Origin of the sequence: Bartonella tribocorum CIP 105476 (assembly GCF_000196435.1) — a bacterium.
Lineage (GTDB): Bacteria > Pseudomonadota > Alphaproteobacteria > Rhizobiales > Rhizobiaceae > Bartonella > Bartonella tribocorum.
Window position 1 is genome coordinate 789005 of record NC_010161.1, and the last position, 24232, is coordinate 813236.

Below are 24232 nucleotides of genomic sequence, written 5' to 3' on the forward strand. Positions count from 1 at the left end.
TTATGCGTGTGTCTTTGGAAGAAACTGAAATTATAGCGCCTCACTTTAAAAGGCCTTTATCGGGAGAGACATCTACGATTGTTCAGCTTGTTCCATTGATGCGCGAACAAGGGGTGCGTATATCTACTCTGGGGGTTGGATTGCCAAAAAAAATGCCGGCTCTTGCCTTTAGAGACCTTTTCGGACTTTGGAAAAGTCCGAAAGGGAAGTCGTTTCGTATTTGGCATGCAAGGCGTAATATTGAGATGCTTTGTGGGATCTTTTTGCGCGATATTTTGAAAATGAAGCTGAAACTTATCTTTACATCGGCTTCACAACGCCATCATAAGCCTTTTACAAAATGGTTGATTCGCCGTATGGATAGGGTTATTGCGACCAGTACACATACGGGCGCTTATCTAGAAGTGCCACATAAGGTTATTATGCATGGGGTGGATGTAAGGCGTTTTACGCCACCACAGACGCATGATGATTGTTTTGCTTCAACAGGATTTCCAGGAAAATATGCGGTAGGGTGTTTTGGGCGTGTGCGTTATTTAAAGGGTACGGATTTGTTTGTCGAGGCAATGATAGCATTATTGCCTCACTATCCTGAGTGGACAGCGCTTATCGCTGGTCGTACGACAGAGCAACATTATCATTTTGAAAAAGAATTGCGCCAAAAGATTGCTAAGGCTGGTCTGGATGATCGTATTATTTTTCTTGGTGAGATTTTAGACATCCCTTTGTGGTATCGCCGCTTGTCGCTGTATGTAACACCTTCGCGTCTGGAAGGTTTTGGTTTGACGCCTTTAGAGGCAATGGCATCACAGGTTGCGGTTGTAACGAGTGATGTAGGAATTTTTAAAGAGTTGGTGGTGGAGGGAACAGGAACGGTTGTAAAAGTAGGAGATGGTTCGGCTTTAACGGCAGCAATTGAACCTTATTTTGCTGATGTAGAAAAAACATTGGCCGCTGGAAAGAAAGCTTTAACGCACGTTCGTACGCATTTTCCTTTGGAAAAAGAGGCAAACGAGATTGAAAGTGTTTACAAAGAACTGTTTGCGGAAAAAATACCTTAGATTATATCAAAAGTCTTCTTGAGGAATGATAAAAAGTGCTTTCCTTAAAGATTATTTCATAATCATCAAGAAAATAGCGCAATGATATAAACGTTATTTTATAAAGTTGATCTTGGCTTTAGTAGAATACTATAAGAAGTTCTAAAAAATTTAAATAAAAGACTAAAATGTATAGGCTTGAGAGCGATATGTGGCTTATGATAAAAGCACACAAGGAGGGAGAAAAGCTATTTTCATTCTAGTGATATTTTAGAATAAGAAAATAGTGTTTTAACTCAAGTCCAGAGATTTATGCACTATCTTAACGGTGGTGTGCTGGTATTGTTACATTTTATAAAATTTAAATAGATAGCAAAAAAATGCTTTCTTATCTTAAAAAAAGATAATGATTGTATCGCCATGAATAAAATATTCATCCATATTTTCAATTAATTCATAATAAGATGGGTCTAAGATCAATATATTGATTCATATAGATAATTTATCTCTTCAATTTGAATAAGAACTTTGAATATCGTAAGATTTTCTCATGTCAAATCTGTTAATATTACATCAATGAGAGCCACAATTAGAAGATGGCATGTGGTAGATAAAAACTATTGAAGATAAGGTGTAAAGAGATTTCTTATAAATTGCCTGAAATGCAGATTTTTGTAACATTAACAGAAAGAAAATAGTATGGTGGTGTATTTATATCTTTTTTTCTGCTATCGACTTGCAGCTTATTATTTAAATAAAAATAATAATGATCATTTTATCTTTCATGAAGACTGTCATGAAATGGGAGTGAAGAGCATTGTGAGATGTTTTTTTAAGATTATGAGTTTGTAACAAATGATATTTTTTTTACAAAGACATGACTTATTAGAGAAGAAACATTTTTATCAGTAAATATTCATATTTTTTGTGTGAGAGCTTATTCGTAAAAAAGGATGTTCTATCTATCCATTTTATTTGATAGAGAATCTTAATAATGTAATGTGAAGTGTTATACGTTATGGCTTTGAAAGCTGTTGACACTTGATTGTTTTTTCGAAATATTTTTATTGTCGATCATTTATCCGCTAATTTATTTAAAATTTTAAGAAATATTCAGTTGATTAATTGAAGATTGAATATTATTCCGCATATTGTTCATGCCTGTTTGTCTTGTTAATTTTTTACCATGGTAGAATAAAATGCTCTATGCATTAGAATTGTTCACGCCAGAAAGCGGGAATAAAAAGGACGAATATTGTTATGATTTCAAGGCGTCCAGCTAACATGAGAAAACTTAAAATCCATAAAGCATTATCGTTGATTGTAGAGAAATTACCAACGGGGCCAATAATATCTCCAAAGCCTGGGCCAACATTTGAAAGTGCTGTTAAGACGCCCGTAAAAGAAGAGGTAAAGTCAAGACCGGTTGTAAGCAAAAGTGCAGTGCCGATAATAAGGCAGAACATATAAAGACAGACAAAAAACAAAACGGCTTGAGCAACATCGTTTGATATATTTGAGTGATCGTAGCGCGCTTTTACAACGACATGAGGAGAAAGAAGTTTTTCTATATTGGTTTGTGTAATACGCCAAAGAATAATAAGGCGATTGATTTTCATGCCCCCAGAAGTAGAGCCAGCACATCCGCCTGTAAAAGAAATAATGAAGAAAATTCCAAGCGCAAATGGTCCCCAAAGTTGATAATCTTCAGCGCTGTAACCTGTGGTGCTAATAATGGATGAAAGGTGAAAAATGACATCAAGGAAAATCAAGTGGAAAGCGCGATGATCATGAAATCGTAGCCATGCTGCTAAAGCAAAGCTGAAAAGGAGAACGATGTGGAGAAAAACAATCACTTGGGGGTCAAGAAAGCGTTTGGAGTGTCCAGGAAGGACTAATTTAACATAAAGTACGAAGGGCAAAGCAGAAAGCAACATGAAGATTGTTGAAATAATTAAGATGGCTGGTATATCAGCAAAATAGCCAAAAGAAGCATCATGCGTTGAAAAACCAGCCGTTGCTACTGTACTCATTGCATGGTTAATGGCATCAAATAAACTCATGCCTGCAGCAAAATAAGAAAGCATACAAGCCAACGTGAGTCCAACATAAGCGATAATAATTCCGTTAGCAATTTGGTTGATACGAGGCAATATTTTTTCAGATTTATCAGATGATTCCATATGGAAAAGTCGTACGCCCCCCACACGCAGTGAAGGCAAAAGCAAGAGAGCTAAACCGATAAAACCAATTCCTCCAATCCAGCATATAATAGAACGCCATAACAAAATACTTCGCGATAAATGATCAAGACCAGAAAGAACAGTGGAACCTGTTGTTGTAATGCCAGAAACAGATTCAAAAATGGCTCCTGCGAGAGAAATAGGAAGGGGAGAAAGATAAAGCGGTAAGGCACCTACGATACTTCCTGTAAGCCAAAGACAAACAGTGAGCATAAAGCCAAGCCGTGCTGAAAAACGACAAGTAGCTCCTTTCGTTGCTAAAAGAAGCAGTGTGGCTAACATGGTGGTTATGGCACAAGAATAGAGAAAGATTATCCAATTACGGTTATTGTCGTGCAAATCCACAAAAATTGGCAAAAGCATCGCTCCTCCCATGATTAACGCAAAACGTGCACAGACATTGATAATAAACTGAAAAATGACCGTTCCCTATCTTTGTATCTCTTTTTTTATTATGGCTTTGTGCTCATAAAAATTTACGTTTTTCTCTTTATAGGATAAAGATTAATTCTTAACATGAATATGCCTTGATGAATTGGCAATCAGACCTTTTCATAAAACTTGAAAAGGAGTATACCTATAGCATAATTGAGACTCTTTAAAAATATTTTTTTAAAAGGCTGCATTCCGTTATCATTTATAGAATAATTAAGTTGTAAAAAGTGAAGGGGATTGAATGATACAATCGCATATTCGTTTGCTGATTATTGGCTCAGGTCCGGCTGGTTATACAGCGGCGGTCTATGCGGCAAGAGCAATGCTCCAGCCGGTTTTAGTGACAGGCTTGCAGCAGGGTGGACAGTTGACAATTACAACGGATGTTGAAAATTATCCGGGTTTTTCTGATCCTATTCAGGGACCATGGTTAATGGAACAAATGGCAAAACAAGCTGAAAATATGGGGGCAAAAATTGTCTATGATACAATTATAAAGGCAGATTTATTGAAGTATCCTTTTATCTTATATGGGGATTTAGGAACACAATATTCTTGTGATGCACTGATTATTGCAACAGGTGCTAAAGCGCGCTGGCTTGGTTTAGAAAGTGAGCAGACCTTTATGGGCGGTGGTGTTTCTGCTTGCGCTACATGTGATGGCTTTTTTTATCGGGATAAGGATGTTATTGTTGTAGGAGGAGGAAATACGGCCGTTGAAGAAGCCCTTTATTTATCGCATATAGCAAAAAGTGTAAGCGTGGTTCATCGGCGAGAACAGTTTCGGGCAGAGAAAATTTTGCAAGATAGGTTGTTTGCTTGTAATAATGTACGTGTTCTTTGGGATCATGTGGTCGAAGAAATTGTGGGGATGCCAGCTCAAGGGGCAAGGGGGGCTGTTGTAACAGGGGCACGTTTGAAAAATGTTAAAACAGGTGACGAGATGAAAGTGGAAGCAGAGGGAATATTTATTGCCATTGGGCATGATCCTGCTGTTTCTCTATTTGAAGGACAATTGAAACAAAAACAAAGTGGCTATTTATGGACAGCACCAGATTCAACAGCAACAAGCATTGCGGGTGTTTTTGCTGCAGGGGATGTAACAGATGAAACATTTCGCCAAGCTGTAACAGCCGCGGGAAGGGGATGTATGGCAGCATTAGAAGCAGAACGGTTTTTAGATCTATCTAAGCGTTAATAATTCATTGAGAATAGAGAGAATCTAGAGGTAGAATTAATTGTGGCGCCACCGTTGGATTGGGATAAGTTAAGGGTTTTTCATGCTGCAGCAGAAGCGGGATCTTTTACGCACGCTGCCCAAAAGCTTCATTTATCCCAATCAGCAGTTTCACGACAGGTATCGGCTTTAGAACAAGAGGTTGGAGTATCTTTATTTCAGCGTCATGCGCGTGGTTTGATTCTTACACAACAAGGAGAAACTCTTTATCGTACAGCGCATGACGTTTTGATGAAGCTTGAAAGTGTACGTTTGCAATTGAGTGAAAGCTACGCAAAACCAACAGGGCATTTGCGTGTAACTTCGACCTTTGGAATGGGGGCAGGGTGGATTGCAGAGCGTATGCCAGAATTTCTTAGTCTTTATCCAGATATGCAGGTTCAGCTTTTGCTTTCCGATGAAGAACTTGATTTGACAATGTGTCATGCAGACTGTGCTGTTCGACTCCATCAACCCCAACAACCTGATCTTATACAAAGAAAATTATTTACAATTCATATGCATGTTTATGCTTCAGAAAAGTATATTGCTAATTATGGAAAACCTGAAAAATTGTCTGATCTCGATGAACATCGTATTATTTCATTCGGAGAACCTGTTCCCCCTTATTTGTCGGGTTTAAATTGGTTGGAAAAAGCTGGTAGAAATGATGGATCATTGCGTGTTTCAGTCCTACAAATCAACAATATCATCTCAATCAAGAATGCGCTTATGCGTGATCTTGGAATTGCTGTGCTGCCTGATTATATTGTCAACAATGATGAGCACTTGGTACGTCTTTTTCCTGATATGGTTGATATTCCTTCTTTTGATACTTTTTTTTGTTATCCTTATAATTTAAAGAATTTGGCAAGGTTGAATGCTTTTAGAGATTATATTTTTTTGAAAGCGCGTCAGTGGTCTTTTTAATATCCATGCCTTAGATTTATAAGGAACAATTAATTGTTTTGCACCTTAAGACTCTCTTAATATTCTCTTCTTTTAAATTTTCCCATATTGAATCAATCAAAATCACTTTCTTGCACGTCACAAGCGGGTGGGACATGTGGATAAAAATTGTACAAGAAAGGCATGCCTCTTTTGAACCGTCTCAAGTGTCAAGGTCTGTCGAAACATGGGGGCTGGCAAAGTGTGTGATGGTGCCGGCTGGCTTCTTCATAAGCGTAAAGATGGAAGGGTTCAATGGCTTTATCGTTATAACGTTCACAGGGCACCGTCGTGAGATGGGGCTGGGTGCCCTGAAAGATATCTCTTTAAAACAAGCGTGTGAGTATGCAACGCAATGGCGATCTGTTTTACATGCAGGTATGAAGGTCGTGACCCTATTAAAGAACGCAATAAACAAAAGTGTGAGGCAATAGCAATCTCTGTTATTTAAAGGATATTTCTCTCAAAACTTTTGAAAATCGAAAAGCAGAATTAAAAGGCGATGGTAAAGAAAGCCGTTGTTTTTTTACCCTTAAAAATTCATATTTTCCCTTCAACTAGGTTGCCTTCTCTTTTCAGAAATTACAAAGAACAGAAATACGCTCATTTTTATTTGGCATTAAAGGCTAATATGACTCGTAAAGCGCTGAACTATCTTTGTTTCAAATATGCTGCGACTCGTTAGATTTGGATGTTGATTGATAAGCAGTAAAATAAGCACGGATTTTCTTAAGGAAACAACGCTATAAAACTCAAAACAACATACCGCCAATGGATTGGGGAGGTATCTCAATTTTTTACAAAATACTTTGCCAAATAATAACCATAATCACAACTGACTTTGCGTTTGCTTATTTTTACAAGGAGACATTCTTTTCCCTTATGTCATATTCATAAAAATCAGGTTGAGGATGATATTTGGATCATTCTTGATTCGAGAATATGAAAGACCGACAGATACGATAACAGAGTTTCACGTGCCTTTATCATTAGAGGGATTAGAAATTTTAAAACAAGAGCGTCTACTGTCTCACAAAGATTTTTTCTGTTAAAAATCGCCATTACTTTGCTGATAGTTCTATATCAAAGGATATGAAAAAAATAAACTTGAAGCTTGTTCGCATGGGTTTTACTCTAGTTGACAGAACTGGCTCGCTGAAACAACCAATGCTCCTTATGAGGTCTCTGAAACCATTTTAGGTCATACGGCGGAAGGTCTTCGTGTGGATAAATACTTTTGCAGAAAGGGATAAAATATCTTTTATAAATGCGTTCAAATGTGAAGGCCGTTATAACATTGAAAATTGGACAATCGTATGAGGGTGATTTCTTTCTATTTAATTATAGAGATAAATCCAAGATTGAGAAAAAATTAAAGCTATGTGTTTGTTGCATAGCAGATACGCTTAAGTCTTTATTGTGCTTCTGCTTATAAAATGACATAGAATATTATCTCTTGATTATGTTGCCTCCCATTGCATTTTCTTGAGTGTTCCCTTACGAAGATCTTACAGATCGATTTTATCTCTGAAGATTTTCCAAATTCGCCGGGCATTGGTCCGGCTTTTTTTTTATTCCTAAAAGAATGCCAAGAAATAGAAAAGATTTAATTGTAAAGACATTTAATTGTAAGGATAATTGTTTTTTTAAAGTACGAGGTCTTTCTTAGTGTTATAAATTGGATAGAGAAGGCAAATTTTATTAATTTGCGCGCTTCTTTAAGAAATGTTTTTCAGTATGCCTAAGCTTTCTGATATCCGTGAATAGCATCACGTAAAAGTTTTGACAAAATGGTATAAGATTCACTGTACAACCATTTTTACACTCATGAAGAAGTAGGTTGAGTATTATCATTCTTTATAAGCTTTCAATAGTTGCGTAATTCTTGCATTTGAGAGAGGGAGGTATTTTGCTCCTTTTTTTTAAGTTTTTACCAACACATCAACTCTGCTTGTGAGATATATAAGAAAATGATATCGACTGGTCTCAGATAGGCAGATTTGAAATAAGAGAATCTTACAAGGGGATAATTCAAGTTAAGAAACAATGAATTATTATAAATCAATATTCTTCTATGTATCACTTATTATAACTTAACGTGACTATAAAATATAATATAATTTGTATTGTATCTGGAGAAAATAAAGAGATGCGAAATTTAAATCGGTTCATTTCCATAGGAGGGTGAAAGACCACAATAGATTTCCAAATTTGGGGAAAAATATTATACGATGTAAACTTTGTTTAAGAGGCTTTGGTTTATAATCTCTCATATGAGACATACGTTCAAAAACGATAGAAACAACTAAATTTTTTAATGTATAAAGATATCTCTTTTTTAGAAATTCCTCTGTATATAGAAAAAACATTGATTATAATTCAACTAAAATTCGCGAGAAGAATGCCCGTGCCTATATAAATTAAAAGAAATGTAGATATAATGAGCTTTATCTGAAATTCCATTTTTATCGTACATTTATAACAAAAAATGCATCATCCTTTCTAAGTGAGGAGAGGGCGAACAAAATAACTTCTTAATTTGAATTTCCCTATTAATCTTGAAATTTATATTTTCGATAGAGAAAACTAAATAGTTGTTTCATCTCTCATGACAATAAACTGATTCATTTATTTGATCGCTGGATTTTGTTGATCTTTATCTGCAGCTTCTATTTTTTTATTATATTTATTCATGAATATTTTTGTTAAATCGATAGGCTCTATCCTTAACATAGCTTTCTATATTTTGTCGGATAGATTGGCATTCGGCAAAAAAACAATTACAAGAAATAATGTTAAAAATTTTAAATTAAACTGTTACAAAAGCACTGGATACGTGTGCAGGCTTCTTCAAGTAATTTTTCTGATGTTGCGTAAGAAATACGAAAAGTTGATCCAAGTCCAAAAGCAGACCCTTGAACGACAGCAACAGCTTCTGTTTCTAGAAGTGCTACAGCAAAGTCTTCATCATTCCGAATATATTGGCCGTTCGGTGTTTTCTTGCCAATGAGTTCTGCACAAGAAGGATAAACATAAAAAGCACCTTCGGGTGTTGGACAATGAATGCCGGAGGTTTGGTTTAGCATGGAAACAACGAGATCACGGCGCGCTTGAAAAATATTTTTATTTTTAGCGATAAAGTCTTGAGGTCCATTAAGTGCTTCAACAGCAGCCCATTGAGAAATAACACTCGTGCCAGATGTTTGCTGACCTTGAATGATGTCCATCGCTTTAATGAGTTCTTGTGGGCCACCTGCATAACCGATTCTCCAGCCCGTCATTGCATAGGTTTTGGAAACGCCATTCATTGTGAGTGTACGCTCATAAAGCGCTGGTTCTACTTGAGCGGGAGTTACAAAGGTAAAACCTTCATACGTGAGATGCTCATATATATCATCGGAAAGGATATAGATATGAGGATATTTTACTAAAACATCCGTGAGTTTTTTCAATTCATTATATGTATAAGCGGCACCTGATGGATTTGAAGGAGAGTTAAAGATGAACCATTTTGTTTTGGGGGTAATGGCAGCTTCGAGCTCTTGAGGTTGGAGTTTATAAGAAAATTCCGCTTTTGTTTCTAAAAAGACAGGTGTACCATCGTTAAGTGCGACCATTTCTGGATAACTTACCCAATAAGGAGATGGAATTATGACCTCCTCTCCTTTATTCAAAGTTGCCATCAATGCATTAAAGAGAATTTGTTTTCCACCGGTACCAACAATAATTTGTTCTGGTTGATAAAGGAGATTATTTTCTCTTTTAAACTTTGCAGAAATTGCTTGGCGCAACTCTGGAATTCCAGATATAGGAGGGTATTTTGTTTCTCCCCTTCGAATGGCTTCAATGGCCGCGTTTTTGATGTTGTCTGGGGTATCAAAGTCTGGCTCCCCAGCACTTAAAGCAATAACATCGCGTCCTAATGTTTTTAAGTGACGGGCCTTTTGGGAAGCAGCAATTGTTGCAGAAGGTTTGATACGAGACAGCTTGTCGGCAATAAAAGCCATAATTTAAAATCCTTATACTATATCAACAAATGATTATTGCTTTAAGGATATTCTATAAGAGATTATATTGTATGCAATAAAAAACTTCTAAAATACTCTGATACGCGTTTTTATAGTGTTGTTTTTTGAGAATTTTAACAAGGAATTCTTCTCTTAAGGATTATAAAAATTTTAGAGGAAGGATAGGAATGTCTTGATAAATTGTGCAAAATAGATAAACTGTATTTTCTTTTATCCAGGTCAATTTTGCTTTCTACAAAATAAAAAAATCTCCGTCGCTATAGACGAAGATTTTTAAATAAAATATTGCAGAATTCAAACTTTAAAGAGCTGCAAGGTTGCCAGCGGCAAATTTCCCTGAACGACGATCTTGAAGAACATCATAAGACACTTTTTGCCCTTCATTAAGATTGCTTAGACCAGAACGCTCAACGGCAGAAATATGTACAAATACATCTGCACTGCCATCACTAGGTTGAATGAATCCGAAACCTTTTGTTGTATTAAACCACTTCACTGTTCCTGTAGACATAGGAAACTCCTTAAATATATAATTATATTGTGTACTGAAGCTACAATTCTTCAATACGGCTGTAGATCGAAATTAGGTGGGAGAAGTCTCGTCAAAAGTGCAGAATACACAGGAAAGAAAGTCACGTAACCGAAAATTCGATAAAACTCGTATAGGCGCCTTTAGAATAAAAAGCAAGCTTTAATTGCTATTTTTTATAAAGAAAAAATCGAGAAAAAGTATCAAAAAGCGTATGCTTTTCCACATAGCAAGAAATTCAACTGAAATAACTTTGCAGGGAACGCACTTTAAGGCGCTTTTTTTTGAGTGCTTTGATCGCTTCTACAACGGCTTCGGCACCTGCTATTGTTGTATAATAGGGGACATTTTGCATGAGTGCTGCATAGCGTAATGATTTAGAATCTGAGATGGCACTGGCAGTGCTGGTTGTATTAAAAATCAATTGAATTTGGCGATTACGAATAGCATCTTCAATATGAGGGTGTCCTTCTAAAACTTTGTTGATTTTTTTTGCCTCAACATGATGTTCGGTGAGGAACTTTTGTGTTCCACTTGTGGCAACAATAGAAAAGCCAAGCTCTGTTAAACGTTTTACAGGATTTAAGATGCGTTTTTTGTCTTCATCTCTTACAGAAACGAATACGATTCCCTCCTTAGGGAGTTTTACACCAGCTCCAAGTTGCGCTTTAGCAAAAGCAAGCGCAAACTCATAGTCAAGTCCCATAACTTCACCGGTTGAGCGCATTTCTGGACCAAGAAGTGTATCAACGCCTGAAAAACGAGCAAAAGGAAACACGGCTTCCTTAACGGCAATATGTTGTTTTTCCTGTGAAGAAGGTAATCCACCATAAGCTTGGAGAGCATTGTGAAGCGTTTCTCCTGCCATAATACGTGCCGCCATTTTAGCAATAGGGCGACCAATTGTTTTGGCAACAAATGGAACCGTCCGTGAAGCACGGGGATTGACTTCTAAGACATAAATAGTGTCATCTTTAATGGCATATTGTACATTCATTAAGCCACGAACATGAAGTGCTTGTGCTAATGCTTTGGTTTGGCGCTCTAATTCAGCGACTACACTATGTGAGAGCGTATGGACCGGTAAAGAACACGCGGAATCACCGGAGTGGATCCCTGCTTCTTCAATATGTTCCATAATCCCCACGATCAGTGTTTCTTTACCATCACAGAGACAATCAACATCTACTTCAATTGCTTCTGTTAGATAGGTGTCAAAGAGAAGCGGATTTTTACCAAGCAATATATTGATTTGTCCTGTTTTGTCGTTGGGATAACGGGCTTTGATATCTTCTGGAATTAATTCAGGAACACTTTCAAGTAAATAATGTTGCAAGCTTCGCTCGTCACGGATAATTTGCATAGCACGTCCTCCTAAAACATAAGAGGGACGTACAACCAATGGGAAGCCTAGTTCATGGGCGATAAGGCATGCTTGTTCGATAGAGTGGGCAATACCATTTTGAGGTTGTGTTAAGTTAAGTTTAAATAACAGTTTTTGAAAGCGATCTCGATCTTCTGCTAAATCAATGGCATCAGGTGAAGTGCCTAAGATGGGAATGTTGTGTTTTTCAAGAGCACTTGCCAATTTCAATGGTGTTTGTCCACCAAATTGAACGATGACTCCCACCAATTCGCCTTTTTCCTGTTCTGCTTCTAAAATAGCGATAACATCTTCTGTTGTTAAAGATTCAAAGTAAAGACGATCAGAGGTATCATAGTCAGTTGAAACGGTTTCAGGATTGCAGTTAATCATAATCGCTTCAAAGCCTGCATCACGCAGTGCAAAAGCTGCATGGCAGCAACAGTAATCAAATTCAATCCCTTGCCCAATGCGGTTTGGACCACCGCCTAGAATAGCAATTTTTTTGCGTTCAGAAATCTGTGCTTCTGAGTGTTCTACACCGGCAAAGGGAACTTCATATGTTGAATACATATAGGCTGTAGGAGAAGAAAATTCAGCAGCACAAGTGTCAATTCGTTTGAAGACTTGTTTAACATTCAGTGATTTGCGTAAAGCGGCGATATCCTCGGGTTCTTGTCCTGTAAGGGTGGCTAATCGTGCATCTGAAAATCCCATAGCTTTTAACATACGTAAGTTATCTGCGTCTTGGGGTAATCCATGGATGCGGATACGCTGCTCCATTTCAATGATGGAGGCTATTTGTTCTAAAAACCACAGGTCAATTTTGCTGATTTGGTGAATTTCATTTAAGGGTAAGCCCGCGCGCATGGCTTGGGCAATATAGCGCAGACGATCAGGGCTTGGGATGGCAATGGCTGAGCGTATAGAACTTTTTTCATCACCTTCAGCATGTTCTGGGATGACAATTTCATCAAAACCAGTAAGTCCTGTTTCAAGTCCACGGAGTGCTTTTTGTAATGATTCTTGGAAAGTGCGTCCAATGGCCATGACCTCTCCTACAGATTTCATTGCAGTTGTCAGGACAGGTGATGACCCAGGAAATTTCTCGAAAGCAAAACGAGGAATTTTTGTCACGATATAGTCAATAGAAGGCTCAAATGATGCGGGTATCGCACCACCTGTGATATCATTTTTTAATTCATCAAGTGTATAGCCAACGGCGAGTTTTGCTGCTACCTTGGCAATGGGAAAACCCGTTGCTTTTGAGGCAAGCGCTGAAGAGCGAGAAACGCGTGGGTTCATTTCAATAACAATGAGACGCCCATTTTCAGGATTGACAGCAAACTGTACATTGGAACCTCCCGTTTCAACACCAATTTCACGCAAAACAGCAATCGAAGCATTGCGCATACATTGGTATTCTTTATCGGTTAAGGTGAGAGCAGGGGCTACGGTGATCGAATCACCAGTATGAATCCCCATCGGATCAATGTTTTCAATAGAACAAACAATGATACAGTTGTCATTCTTATCACGAACAACTTCCATCTCATATTCTTTCCACCCTAAAACACTTTCTTCAATGAGAACTTCTGTTGTAGGAGAAGCTTCAAGCCCCCGTTCAATAATTTCATAAAATTCGGAGCGGTTATACGCAATTCCACCCCCAGTCCCGCCAAGGGTAAATGAAGGACGAATAATAGCTGGAAGTCCAACAACATCAAGCGCCTGAACTGCTTTTGCTGTTGCATGGGCGATATAATGTTGTTTGCGATCAGTTTCGGTATGTCGCCAGTTGCGTTCAAGTTCTTCGAGGGCTTTTTCAAGGGCTACACCAGAAAGTTTTTCTTTAAGTTCAGCACGCGTTTTTGCATGTTGTCGGCGATTTTCTTCTTTCAGTTCTGTTGCATTGGCCAACATAGACCGTGGTGTTTCCAAACCGATTTTTGCCATCGCTTGTCGGAATAAAGCACGATCTTCCGCTTTATCAATAGCTTCGGCATTGGCCCCTATCATTTCAACATGATAGCGGTCTAAAATACCCATACGCTTTAATGATAAAGCGGTATTGAGCGCTGTTTGTCCTCCCATGGTGGGTAAAAGGGCATCAGGACGTTCATGGGCAATAATTTTGGCAACGATTTCAGGCGTAATGGGCTCTATATAAGTTGCATCCGCTAAATCTGGATCTGTCATAATCGTGGCAGGATTAGAATTAACCAAAATAATTCTGTACCCTTCTTCTTTTAATGCTTTACAAGCTTGTGTGCCTGAATAGTCAAATTCACATGCCTGACCAATGATAATAGGTCCTGCTCCGATGATAAGAATAGATTTTATATCTGTGCGTTTGGGCATGGTTTTTTCCTATGACAAATATCTGTGCACGATTATGGCAAGAAAAATATTTAAGTTTTGAGGCTCCGATCATTTTATAAGTTATGTGACAAAGAAAGTAAGCACTAAAATACCTTTTCCATGCTTTTTTTCATAAAATTGAAGATAAATTTCTTTTTTGAGGTTGAGTTACCTTATCACTATATCAAAAGGATAACCTTTGATAAGAAAATAAGAATGCTTAGAAGAATGAGAATATTCAAGCATTCGTGGGGAATAAAACATGAATCATTATGCTTTGATGAAGTTTTGTAAAATGAAATGGGAAGTTTATTGTGTTGTTCCGTAAAACACGACTGTTTAGAGCGGTGATATAAGGCATAAAATTATACATGAGGTATTTTTGTTAGAGTGTGCGATAAAATTCAATCTAGGATTTTTTAGGAGAATTTATGAAATGAGTCATATTGAGGTGGTTAAGGTTGGAGACTGCGAGAGGAGAAGTTGGATTATTTAAAGATTGTCTCTTGTCGTAGTCTTGGTTTTCTAGGGGAAGAAGAAGGTCAATCTCTGTTTGTGTCTATTCCATAAAATAGTAAGAGTGTATTTTAGGACAGTAATGAAGAAAATAATTTCAGAATCATCATGTTTGGTTTTAAAAGATAGTAAATACTTTCCCTTTATTTTATGATGATGTTCAGAACTTTTTGAAATATAGAGAAAGTTAAAATGCTGAACATTTCCCAAAAGAGAATATTCTGTCTAAAAGATGTATCCATAGGAAAACTTTTGGTGGCTAAGTCTCAACAAGGGATTTGCCATATCGCATTAGGGGATACAACAGAGCAATTATTACAGGAGTTTACGGTACGCTTTGGTGATGCACAACAAGTTGTGGGTGACAATGCATTTAAGAGAGACGTTGCTCATATTATAGCCATGATAGAAACGCCTAAGTTGGTAAAAAAATATAATTTTCCTTTAGATATAAGTGGTACAGTTTTTCAACGGCAAGTATGGGCGGTATTATGTGATATACCGTGTGGTGAAACAATTTCATATGAGGAATTAGCGTGCCGTGTAGGGATGCCAAAAGCTTTTCGTGCCGTTGCTAATGCGTGTGCACGTAATGAATTGGCTGTCATCATTCCTTGTCATCGTGTTGTGCGTAAAAATGGTTGTATTTCAGGGTATCGTTGGGGAGTTAAACGGAAACAGATTTTGCTACAACGGGAACAAAATGGGGAAATTAAAAAAAATTAACTTTGCGTGATGGGCATTATAATCGTTACCGTTGTTCCTTTCATTTCTTTTGATGTAATTTCAAGTTTTCCTTTGTGTAGTTCTAATAAGGAGCGTGAAATAGCCAATCCAAGACCCGATCCCGTATGGGATTTAGTAAGCTGATTTTCAACTTGTTCAAAAGGTTGTCCAAGTTTTTTGATGGCTGATTGCGGAATACCAACGCCTGTATCTGTAATTTTAAAAATAAGGTTATTTTTTTTCTTGAAAGCGCAGACATCAATATTTCCACCAGAAGGCGTAAATTTAACGGCATTAGAGATGAGATTAAGGAAAATCTGTTTCATTGCACGCCCATCAACTTCAGCATGAAGTTTTGGGGTGATATTTGTTGTAACAGCAATATTTTTTTCTTGAGCTTGAGGCGTTAGTGTTCGTACTGCTTCACTAATGATGGGCTCAAGATCGGTATTTTTACAATCAAGCGTAAATCTTCCAGCTTCGATTTTTGACATATCAAGGATATCATTGATAAGGGTTAGAAGATGGGTTCCTGAATTATAAATATCATGCATATATTCCTTATAGCGTTGTGAACCAAGAGGGCCAAAAGTCGATTGCAACATGATATCTGAAAAGCCGAGAATAGCATTCAGTGGTGTGCGCAATTCATGAGACATATTGGCTAAAAATTCTGATTTAGCCTTATTAGCACTTTCGGCGCGCTCTTTTTCTGCTTTCAGACTTTTATTAAGTTTTTCAACTTCTGTTGCACGTTGTTGAGCACTTCCTCTCGTACGTTTGAGTTCTTGAATAAAAGAAAAAAGACGCCTTTCACTGTCTTCAAATTTTTCTTGTTGTTGTTTAAGCTCAGAAATATCAGTACCAATACAAACCAATCCTCCATCTTGGGTTCGCCGTTCATTAATTTTAAGCCAATAACCATCTGCCGTTTGGCGAATACTGGTTAAGTTGCCAGTACCATCATCTTTGAGGGGATATTCACTGAGTGCAGGGCGGGCCATGGCTTCAACGGTTGCACGTTGAATCCCTGATTGTAGAATTTGTTTAGGAATAGCGGCATATTCGCAAAATTTGCTGTTAGACATGACTAAACGTCCCTCAGCATCCCACAAGACAAAAGATTCTGAAATATTTTCAATTGCATCACGGATACGAAGGTCGGCTTGTGCTGTTTGTTCAGCCAGTTGTTGCTGTTCACTAATGTCGAAAGAAATACCAACCAAATGAGGTTCTTCTTCTTCAGTAACTTCGGCGCGAAGCCGCATCCATACATAATGACCATCAGCATGACGCATGGGAACATTGATATCGATATGTTTTTTTTTGCCTCCCATTAATTCTTGAGCAAGGTCAAAAAAATTAGCATCATTGGGATTGATAATGGCGCTAATTTGCGAAATTGAGAGCAATGCATCTTGAGGGACATAGCCAAGCATTTCGTACATTGCACGTGACCAATAGACGCGCCCACTTGCCATATTCCAATCCCATAATCCACAACGCCCACGCATCATTGCCATATCAATACGGTTTTGAAATTTTTCTGAAACAAGATCTGTCTTACGTGCTCGTAAAAGTTGATTATAATAAGCATAAAGAAGAACAAGAATAATACCGCTTGTTCCGATGAAGAGGGTTATATTAAGCGAAAAAAATTTGCGCCATTCCATAGCGCTATCTTGCATCTTTTCACTAATGAATACGCCATATTGCCCGTTTTCTGTTTGGTGAAATGAAGCAAGAGCAGGGGTATCCTTGCCTATTGTGATTTTCATAATTCCAGCGCGTTGTCCAAGAGATTGCAAAGCAATGCTGTCAGAGATAAAATCTTGCAAAGGCTTTCCTAAGACAATCTCTGAACTGGATGAAGCTAAGACATGGCCTTTTTGATCAACAATGGCGATTAGAGCGCTGGGATTAATAAGATCTTGATTGCGAAAAGTGGCGAGAATATCTTGTAAGTGACTATGAGAAAGGGCAGAGACTTTTCCTTTCTGAGAAAGAGCCAATAAGTCACGATCAATTGTATTAGTAATATGAGAAGCTAAGAGCGTGAGGGTAGAACGCGTGCTTTTATCAACTGTATTGCGCCAATCATAGATTGATACAAAACGAATGACCGCAAGGACAATAAGAAATGCGACAATGACAAATGGAAGTGAGCGTCGTAACCAAGGTTCAATAAAGAGAAGCTTTTGATAGGCAGAGCCAGAAAGCAGATGAATAGGTTTTGTCTGCGCTTTATGATTTTGAGCGCTCGATTTTGAATCAGCATATATCTCCGTTGGCGCATTATATGCGTCCAATTTAGTCATCTCTTGTTCCTTTAATTCCGGAATAATGTGATTTAAAAACTGCTTCGATCTTCATGAGTAAACCCCATGAGAGCGCAGTGAATCAAAACAGGAGTCTTCTGTCCAGTCTTTTTTTTAAAAAAAAGTATTTTACTTTTATGAATGTGGAATATGAAAAGGAAAAGGCATTTGAAACATGACCAATAAACAGGCGATTTAAGCCTGTTTATTGGTGTCAATGATAATCGAGGTGTTTGTAGAATTTATTTTAAAAATATTATAGCATATTGATTTAAAATATTTTTTTGTCTCAAGTGAGCAGACGATTGATGATATCAGCGACATCGCTTGATAATTTTGGCGCAGAAGCAATTGTTTTTAATTCTGTTTTAAGTTTTTGCTGTCGAATGGGTTCTAATTGTCGCCAAGAGCGCATCATGGTTAATAATCGTGAAGCAAGCTGTGGATTTTTTTTGTCAATTTCCAAAATGATTTGGCAAAGAAAATGATAAGATGCGCCATCCATCCTGTTGAAGCCTGTGAGGTTGTGAGATGCAAAGATACCAATCAGGGACCGTACACGATTAGGATTATCTTTTGAAAACAGCGGGTGTTGCATGAGCTTTTGAACATTTTCGAGTGTTTCTGCGCCAGCAACCATTGCTTGAACAGAAAACCATTTATCCATGACCAAAGGGTCATGCCGATAGCGGTTTTCAAAATCATTTAAAGCATTTTGTGCCTGCTCACTTTTATTAAAACGCTTCACGAGAACAGCAATACTCGCCATTCGATCAGTCATATTATCAGCTGTTGCATATTGTGTCGCTGCACGATTTGGATTGTTCTCAGCAATGGAAAGATAATCCAATATTATATTCTTTAATGCTCGCTTTCCAGCTTGTGCAGTGTTTGGTGAATAGGGTTCTAGGATTTGCATTTGCTCGTAAAATTTTGTTAAGAGCTTTTGATGGATTTGTGCAAGTGAAGCTAAAAATTGATTACGGATATAATGAATACGATCTGGGTCAATATTTTTACCGATTGTATGCGCAAGCTCAACTTCACTAGGTAAATTTAAACAGAAAGCACGAAATTCAGGCTCTAAGTTTTCATCTGTTATGATTGTTTCAATGAGCTTTAGCAAAGCAGAAGGGAGTGTTGCTTTTGTCTGTGTTTTGTTTTGAATGCTTTGAATCAAAGCTTGCATCATTAATTGATTAAGAGACTGCCAGCGATTGATGTGATTGTCATCATGCTGTGCAAGAAAAATAAGTTCGCTTTCATTGAATGGCGTGTGGAGAATGATTGGCGCAGAAAAATCTCGTAACAGTGATAAAACGGGTTTTTCGCGGAGACCCTTTAATGTAAAAGTTTGGCTTTCCTTGGAGAGCAGCATAACGTCTGATTGAATATCTGTTTCCGATTCATAAGCGAGGTTTTCTCCATGAGAGCCTAACACGCCAAATACGATAGGGATAAGCATGGGCTTTTTTGTATTTTGTTGCGGGGTTGCAGGAATATGTTGCTTTGCACGAATTGTTAAAACACCATCGCTGTAATGACTATCGATTTCTACATTGGGGGTTCCTGCTTGTTCATACCACAGCATGAATTGAGAGAAGTCTCGGCCAGACACTTCAGCAAAACAATTAATAAAATCTTCAATTGTACAAGCTTTTCCATCGTGACGTTGAAAATAAAGATCAGTGCCTTTGCGAAACAGATTGGGACCTAAAATCGTTCGTATCATGCGAACAACTTCAGCACCTTTTTCATAAACTGTTGTGGTGTAAAAATTATTAATTTGGCTATATTGATGAGGACGAACAGGATGAGCGAGAGGTCCTGCATCTTCGTTAAATTGCGTCGCTTTTAATGTTTTTACGTCTTCAATTCGCTGTAGGCTGCGTACATTTTGATCTGAGGAAAATTCCTGATCACGATAAACAGTAAATCCTTCTTTTAAACAGAGTTGAAACCAATCGCGACAGGTAACACGATTACCGCTCCAATTATGGAAATATTCATGGGCAATGACGCGTTCAACATTTCTATAATCCTGATCGGTTGCTGTTTCGGGATCGACAAGAACATATTTATCATTAAAAATATTAAGTCCTTTGTTTTCCATTGCGCCCATGTTAAAGTCTGAAACAGCAACGATATTGAAAACATCAAGATCATATTCGCGCCCGAAACATTGTTCATCCCAACGCATGGAACGTTTGAGCGCGTCCATTGCATAAGCAGCGCGTTTAGTTTTTCCTTTTTCCACATAAATACCAAGCTCGATACGTCGTCCAGATACAGTTGTAAAATGGTCTTCTAACTTATCAAGATCACCACCTACTAAAGCAAAGAGATAAGATGGTTTGGGATAAGGATCTTCCCAAACGGCAAAATGGTGATTATTTTCTAGAGTTCCTGTTTCCACGAGATTACCGTTTGAAAGCAAGATTGGGATTGTCTGGGAGTCTGCTTCAATTTTCACTCTATAGGTAGAAAGAACATCTGGACGGTCGTAAAAATAAGTCATACGACGAAAACCTTCCGATTCGCATTGTGTGCAATAAACACCATTTGAAAGATAAAGCCCCATGAGTTGGCGGTTGCTTTCAGGATTCACTTCCGTAACCAATTTTAATGTAAAGGGAACCGCTGGTGGTGTTGTAATTTCTAAATGCGAAGGCGTAACTTTATAAGTGTTTGGGGCTAATGTCTCACCATTAATCGCAACAGAAATTAAAGTAAGATCATCCCCAGAAAGTACAAGAGATGTGAATTCTTTTGTATCGTGACGGGGTTCAATGGACAATAGGGCGGTAACATAGGTTTTTGTTGGTGCCAATTGGAAGGAAAGTTGTGTTTTGGGGATAGCGTAAGGGGTTGGTTGGTAGTCTTCCAAACGATAAATAGATGTTGTTGGCTGTTCCATAGTTTTTCTCATTTGTATTTTAAGAGTTTAAAAAGGTTTTTTAATTTTAGAAGCAAGATAGGATTAAAGAGTTACAAAAGGTTATCGAGGCGATTTTTCACTTCTAAGAAATCTATCCATGTAAGCTTTTTTTGACTAGGGGTTCTAAGAAGGTAAGCAGGATGGAAAGTTGGCATGACAGGTATTTTTATATTATCCTCGCTTTCATAAATATGCCATTTGCCTCGTGTTCGGATAATCCCACTTTGAGATCCGGTCAGAAACTGTGCAGCAACGCCTCCCAATGCTATAAGAACACGAGGACGCGCTAGATAAATGTGCCGTTCGATGAAAGGGCGGCACAAGGCAATTTCTCTGGGGGTTGGTGTACGATTTCCGGGTGGACGCCAAGGAATAGTGTTGGCGATGTAAACATTATTTCTTGTTAAGCCAATTGATGCGAGAATTTTATTCAGTAACATTCCTGCTTTTCCCACAAAAGGGACGCCTTGTATATCCTCTTCTCGTCCTGGAGCTTCGCCTATGAGCATCAGGGGACTTCCTGCTGTTCCATCTGAAAAACAGGTATTTTTTGCTGTCAATTTTAATGAACAACCATTAAATGCAAGAAGAGCAGATTTTAATTCATCAAGTGTCTTTGCACTTTTTGCGCTCTCTATAGCGGCAGGTTCATTTTGTATAGCCCTAGAGTTATGCAGCGGCTGATGATCTAATTTTACGGTTGGAGATGTTGTGGGGGATCTTTGTTGATGATGAGAAACGCTAACAACAGGCGTTGATTTTTTCTCTGAAGAAAAAGACTGCTTAAAACGATCAATAGGTAAATCTGCCAAGACAGCATCCGCACCACTTTCTTTATAAAAGCTTAAGAGTTCTTCATAGGAAATTGAGTACGGCGTTTGATTTAACATTTTATTTTTTCTAATGATCTAACAATTATAGATCAAACAAAATCATCCTTCAAGTTTTATAAATATGTTTATCAGTGTATAAAAACGCTGACAGAATTTTCTCTTTTTACAAAAAAGACAAATCGTAAAATGCAGATATTTGCAATTATAGACATTTTAAAATGTACAATTTGTTTGATTGCACGATTTTAATTTTTTAAACAGACTAATTTTTCGTGATAAAAGAATTCTCTATTGAATGAAAGTGGTTTGAATAACAATATATTTGTTTCTTTTTGTTATTTTTATTTAAAAATACTATGCATATAAGAAAAATACATAAATATTACTTTTATATAAGATATTATTATTTAAAAAATATTTTTACAATGGGTTAAAAGCAATGTGTGGGTATATGCTTTTGCTTTTTTTACAGCTGAAATAAGAGGTTCATTGAGTGCTAAATGGGCTGCAATAGCACTTGAGAGAATGCACCCTGTTCCACGCATTGTTCCTTTTAAACGTGGAGCAGAAATATTGATGACTTCCATTTTGTCAATGAAGCTATCAATTGCAAGAGGTCCTTCTGCATGCCCCCCTTTTACTAAAATAGAGCGAGCGCCCAATGACAAAAGTTTTTTTGCTTGTTGTATTGTCTCTTCATGATGAGATGCCAGTGGGGTTTGGCTAAGAAGAGCAAGTTCGTCTCTATTGGGTGTTAAAAGAGTAACATATGGGAGAAGCTGATTGATCATAATTTCTATGATTTTTTCCGTTGTTAGTTTTCCCCCTGACGAAGCAACCAGTACAGGATCAAGAATAACGGGAATATGAGGATAATCTTCGAGTACACGACAAATTGCTGCTATAATTGCTTGATTTCCTGTCATGCCAATTTTTATTGCTCTTATAGGATTAGCCTCTAAAGCTATGCGCATTTGCGCGGCGATAAGTTTCTCATTCATGGGCACGATTTCAGCAACGTGATGATCATCTTGTACATTCACACAAGTGATGGCTAAATTTGCCTTGATGTGAAAATATGCAGCTGTTTCTATATCACGAACAATGCCAGCACCGCCTGTTGGATCAGTACCTGCAACAATGAGAATAGAAGGTGTTAACGCCATGGTTGGGTCACCTTGAGCCATTGTTTTACCCGTTCTTCGGGTTTTTTATGAAGGATAATGTCGGTGACAACTGCCGCGCTATTGGTTCCTGCTTTCAAAACATCCATTGCGCGTTCTGGGTTTAAACCACCAATGCCAACGAAAGGTAAAGCACCAATCCGTTTTCTCCATTGTTTGATTTTTTCCAATCCTTGAGGTTGCCATTTCATTTTTTTTAGGATTGTCGGATAAATAGGACCAAGAGCAATATAGTCAGGATGAACAGAGAGTGCGATATCCAATTCATGTTCATCATGGGTGCTAACACCAAATCTTATATTATTTTTACGAATTGCATGAAGATCAGCATTACGTAGATCTTCTTGTCCAAGATGAATAAAATGGCATTTTTCATCAATGGCCATGCGCCAATGATCATTAATAATTAATTGTGCTCCCCAATGATCACAAATGTTTTTTGCGCGTTTGATATGTTGACTGATTGTTTGAAAATCTTCGTCTTTCATACGCAATTGTATGAGTTTGACACCAAGAGGAACCAAGCGTTCAACCCAATCAGCATTGTCAACAATGAGATAAAAGGGGTCCAACTTCATCAAAATACCGCTTTACCAATGACGGGCGTTGAAGGAACCGCGACATTGCGTGCTTCGAGAATACCTGCTTTATATCCCATACGTCCTGCTTGAATAGCTTTGGAAAACGCTTCAGCCATCAAGATAGGATCACCTGCTTTAGCAACTGCGGTATTGAGAAGCACTGCATCATAACCCAGTTCCATAGCAACAGCAGCATGGGATGGACGCCCAATGCCAGCATCAACAATGAGAGTAACATCAGGAAGATAAGCACGGATAGAGCGCAGTCCATCGATATGATGAGGGCCTTTAGCAGAGCCAATAGGCGCGCACCAAGGCATAATGACACGGCAACCAACATCGAGAAGCTTTTCAGCCACAATGAGATCATCGGTTGTATAGGCAAAAATATGGAAACCTTCACTGTTTAAAATTTTTGCTGCTTCAATTAAAGAAAAAACATTGGGCTGTAAGGTATCGGCATTTCCGATAATTTCGAGTTTAATCCAAGAGGTTTTAAAGAGATCTCGTGCTAAATAGGCTGTCGTTACAGCTTCTTTAACAGTGTAACAACCTGCGGTATTGGGAAGTATCGTTATATCGAGCTCTTGAAGGAATTGCCAAAACTGCCCTCCTTGTTTTCCCCCAGCGCTTTCTCGGCGTAATGAAACGGTTATAATTTCTGTACCGGATTTACAAATAGCATCACGCAGAATTGCAGGGGAGGGATATTGTGCTGTACCTAACATAAGACGGGATGAGAATTCACGTCCATAAAGATTCAACATAAATATTAGCCTCCTTGCATTGGGCTTAAAATTTCTACTTTATCTCCTTCATGCAAAATAAATTGATTGCGCGCCTCTAAAGGAACAACTTCAGCATTAACAGCAGTTGCTAGCCAATTTCCTTCATATCCCAATTCCACAAGCAAGAGATTAAGAAAAGTGGCTTCTGTTTGAAGTTTTTCACCATTAACAAATATCTGCATGTT

The 24232-nt window shown here is 37.9% G+C and carries 15 protein-coding genes; 4 read left to right on the forward strand and 11 right to left on the reverse strand.

Annotation, left to right across the window (positions count from 1 at the left end):
- Positions 1-2 precede the first annotated feature (2 nt).
- Positions 3-1061 carry a glycosyltransferase family 4 protein gene (locus BTR_RS03555; protein WP_012231277.1) on the forward strand — a complete coding sequence of 353 codons (1059 nt, stop codon included), beginning with the start codon at positions 3-5 and terminating at the stop codon, positions 1059-1061.
- 1190 nt (positions 1062-2251) lie between these two features.
- On the opposite strand, the gene BTR_RS03560 is transcribed toward BTR_RS03555, so the two are convergent.
- Positions 2252-3646 (reverse strand): TrkH family potassium uptake protein, encoded by a 1395-nt coding sequence (locus BTR_RS03560; protein WP_012231278.1) that lies wholly within the window; start codon positions 3644-3646, stop codon positions 2252-2254.
- A 313-nt stretch (positions 3647-3959) separates the two neighbouring features.
- Here BTR_RS03560 and trxB point away from each other — a divergent pair, with 313 nt between their 5' ends.
- Complete coding sequence (gene trxB, locus BTR_RS03565; protein WP_012231279.1) at positions 3960-4916, forward strand: thioredoxin-disulfide reductase; 957 nt, start codon at positions 3960-3962, stop codon at positions 4914-4916.
- A gap of 42 nt (positions 4917-4958) precedes the next feature.
- The gene (locus BTR_RS03570; protein WP_012231280.1) at positions 4959-5864 is read left to right on the forward strand and encodes a LysR family transcriptional regulator; all 906 of its coding nucleotides are present in this window, start codon (positions 4959-4961) and stop codon (positions 5862-5864) included.
- Between the two features lie 2822 nt (positions 5865-8686).
- Here the strand turns inward: BTR_RS03570 and BTR_RS03580 are convergent.
- The 3 genes from BTR_RS03580 to carB all read right to left on the reverse strand — a co-directional run bounded on the left by BTR_RS03580 (position 8687) and on the right by carB (position 14163).
- Positions 8687-9889, reverse strand: a complete 1203-nt coding sequence (locus BTR_RS03580; protein WP_012231283.1) for a pyridoxal phosphate-dependent aminotransferase — start codon at positions 9887-9889, stop codon at positions 8687-8689.
- Between the two features lie 322 nt (positions 9890-10211).
- Complete coding sequence (locus BTR_RS03585) at positions 10212-10421, reverse strand: cold-shock protein (RefSeq protein ID WP_006590201.1); 210 nt, start codon at positions 10419-10421, stop codon at positions 10212-10214.
- 256 nt (positions 10422-10677) lie between these two features.
- Positions 10678-14163, reverse strand: a complete 3486-nt coding sequence (gene carB / locus BTR_RS03590) for a carbamoyl-phosphate synthase large subunit (RefSeq protein ID WP_012231284.1) — start codon at positions 14161-14163, stop codon at positions 10678-10680.
- Between the two features lie 708 nt (positions 14164-14871).
- Between carB and BTR_RS03595 the strand changes: the two genes are divergently transcribed.
- Positions 14872-15405 (forward strand): methylated-DNA--[protein]-cysteine S-methyltransferase, encoded by a 534-nt coding sequence (locus BTR_RS03595; RefSeq protein WP_012231285.1) that lies wholly within the window; start codon positions 14872-14874, stop codon positions 15403-15405.
- Here BTR_RS03595 and BTR_RS03600 read toward each other — a convergent pair.
- The 7 genes from BTR_RS03600 to thiS form a co-directional block, all read right to left on the reverse strand.
- Complete coding sequence (locus tag BTR_RS03600) at positions 15402-17723, reverse strand: sensor histidine kinase (protein WP_012231286.1); 2322 nt, start codon at positions 17721-17723, stop codon at positions 15402-15404. The genes BTR_RS03595 and BTR_RS03600 overlap by 4 nt on opposite strands.
- Before the next feature lie 289 nt (positions 17724-18012).
- A complete protein-coding gene (pepN, locus tag BTR_RS03605) occupies positions 18013-20640 on the reverse strand; it encodes an aminopeptidase N (RefSeq protein WP_038473406.1) in 2628 nt (875 codons plus the stop codon).
- A 71-nt stretch (positions 20641-20711) separates the two neighbouring features.
- The gene (locus tag BTR_RS03610) at positions 20712-21551 is read right to left on the reverse strand and encodes a uracil-DNA glycosylase (protein WP_012231288.1); all 840 of its coding nucleotides are present in this window, start codon (positions 21549-21551) and stop codon (positions 20712-20714) included.
- Between the two features lie 350 nt (positions 21552-21901).
- On the reverse strand, positions 21902-22660 hold the full coding sequence (locus BTR_RS03615) for a hydroxymethylpyrimidine/phosphomethylpyrimidine kinase (RefSeq protein WP_038473409.1): 759 nt from the start codon (positions 22658-22660) through the stop codon (positions 21902-21904).
- On the reverse strand, positions 22651-23256 hold the full coding sequence (locus BTR_RS03620) for a thiamine phosphate synthase (RefSeq protein WP_012231290.1): 606 nt from the start codon (positions 23254-23256) through the stop codon (positions 22651-22653). The genes BTR_RS03615 and BTR_RS03620 overlap by 10 nt, the downstream gene beginning before the upstream one ends.
- A complete protein-coding gene (locus tag BTR_RS03625; protein ID WP_012231291.1) occupies positions 23256-24026 on the reverse strand; it encodes a thiazole synthase in 771 nt (256 codons plus the stop codon). Before BTR_RS03625 ends, BTR_RS03620 begins: the two co-directional genes overlap by 1 nt.
- Positions 24027-24031: 5 nt before the next feature.
- On the reverse strand, positions 24032-24229 hold the full coding sequence (thiS, locus tag BTR_RS03630; protein WP_012231294.1) for a sulfur carrier protein ThiS: 198 nt from the start codon (positions 24227-24229) through the stop codon (positions 24032-24034).
- Between the last annotated feature and the right edge of the window lie 3 nt (positions 24230-24232).

Coding starts and splice junctions, on each gene's coding strand:
- pepN (WP_038473406.1), bottom strand. CDS start 20,640: ATGGAACAGCCAACAACATCTATTTATCGTTTGGAAGACTACCAACCA.
- BTR_RS03610 (WP_012231288.1), bottom strand. CDS start 21,551: ATGTTAAATCAAACGCCGTACTCAATTTCCTATGAAGAACTCTTAAGC.
- carB (WP_012231284.1), bottom strand. CDS start 14,163: ATGCCCAAACGCACAGATATAAAATCTATTCTTATCATCGGAGCAGGA.
- BTR_RS03600 (WP_012231286.1), bottom strand. CDS start 17,723: ATGACTAAATTGGACGCATATAATGCGCCAACGGAGATATATGCTGAT.
- BTR_RS03580 (WP_012231283.1), bottom strand. CDS start 9,889: ATGGCTTTTATTGCCGACAAGCTGTCTCGTATCAAACCTTCTGCAACA.
- BTR_RS03625 (WP_012231291.1), bottom strand. CDS start 24,026: ATGTTGAATCTTTATGGACGTGAATTCTCATCCCGTCTTATGTTAGGT.
- trxB (WP_012231279.1), top strand. CDS start 3,960: ATGATACAATCGCATATTCGTTTGCTGATTATTGGCTCAGGTCCGGCT.
- BTR_RS03620 (WP_012231290.1), bottom strand. CDS start 23,256: ATGAAGTTGGACCCCTTTTATCTCATTGTTGACAATGCTGATTGGGTT.
- thiS (WP_012231294.1), bottom strand. CDS start 24,229: ATGCAGATATTTGTTAATGGTGAAAAACTTCAAACAGAAGCCACTTTT.
- BTR_RS03555 (WP_012231277.1), top strand. CDS start 3: ATGCGTGTGTCTTTGGAAGAAACTGAAATTATAGCGCCTCACTTTAAA.
- BTR_RS03595 (WP_012231285.1), top strand. CDS start 14,872: ATGCTGAACATTTCCCAAAAGAGAATATTCTGTCTAAAAGATGTATCC.
- BTR_RS03585 (WP_006590201.1), bottom strand. CDS start 10,421: ATGTCTACAGGAACAGTGAAGTGGTTTAATACAACAAAAGGTTTCGGA.
- BTR_RS03615 (WP_038473409.1), bottom strand. CDS start 22,660: ATGGCGTTAACACCTTCTATTCTCATTGTTGCAGGTACTGATCCAACA.
- BTR_RS03560 (WP_012231278.1), bottom strand. CDS start 3,646: ATGCTTTTGCCAATTTTTGTGGATTTGCACGACAATAACCGTAATTGG.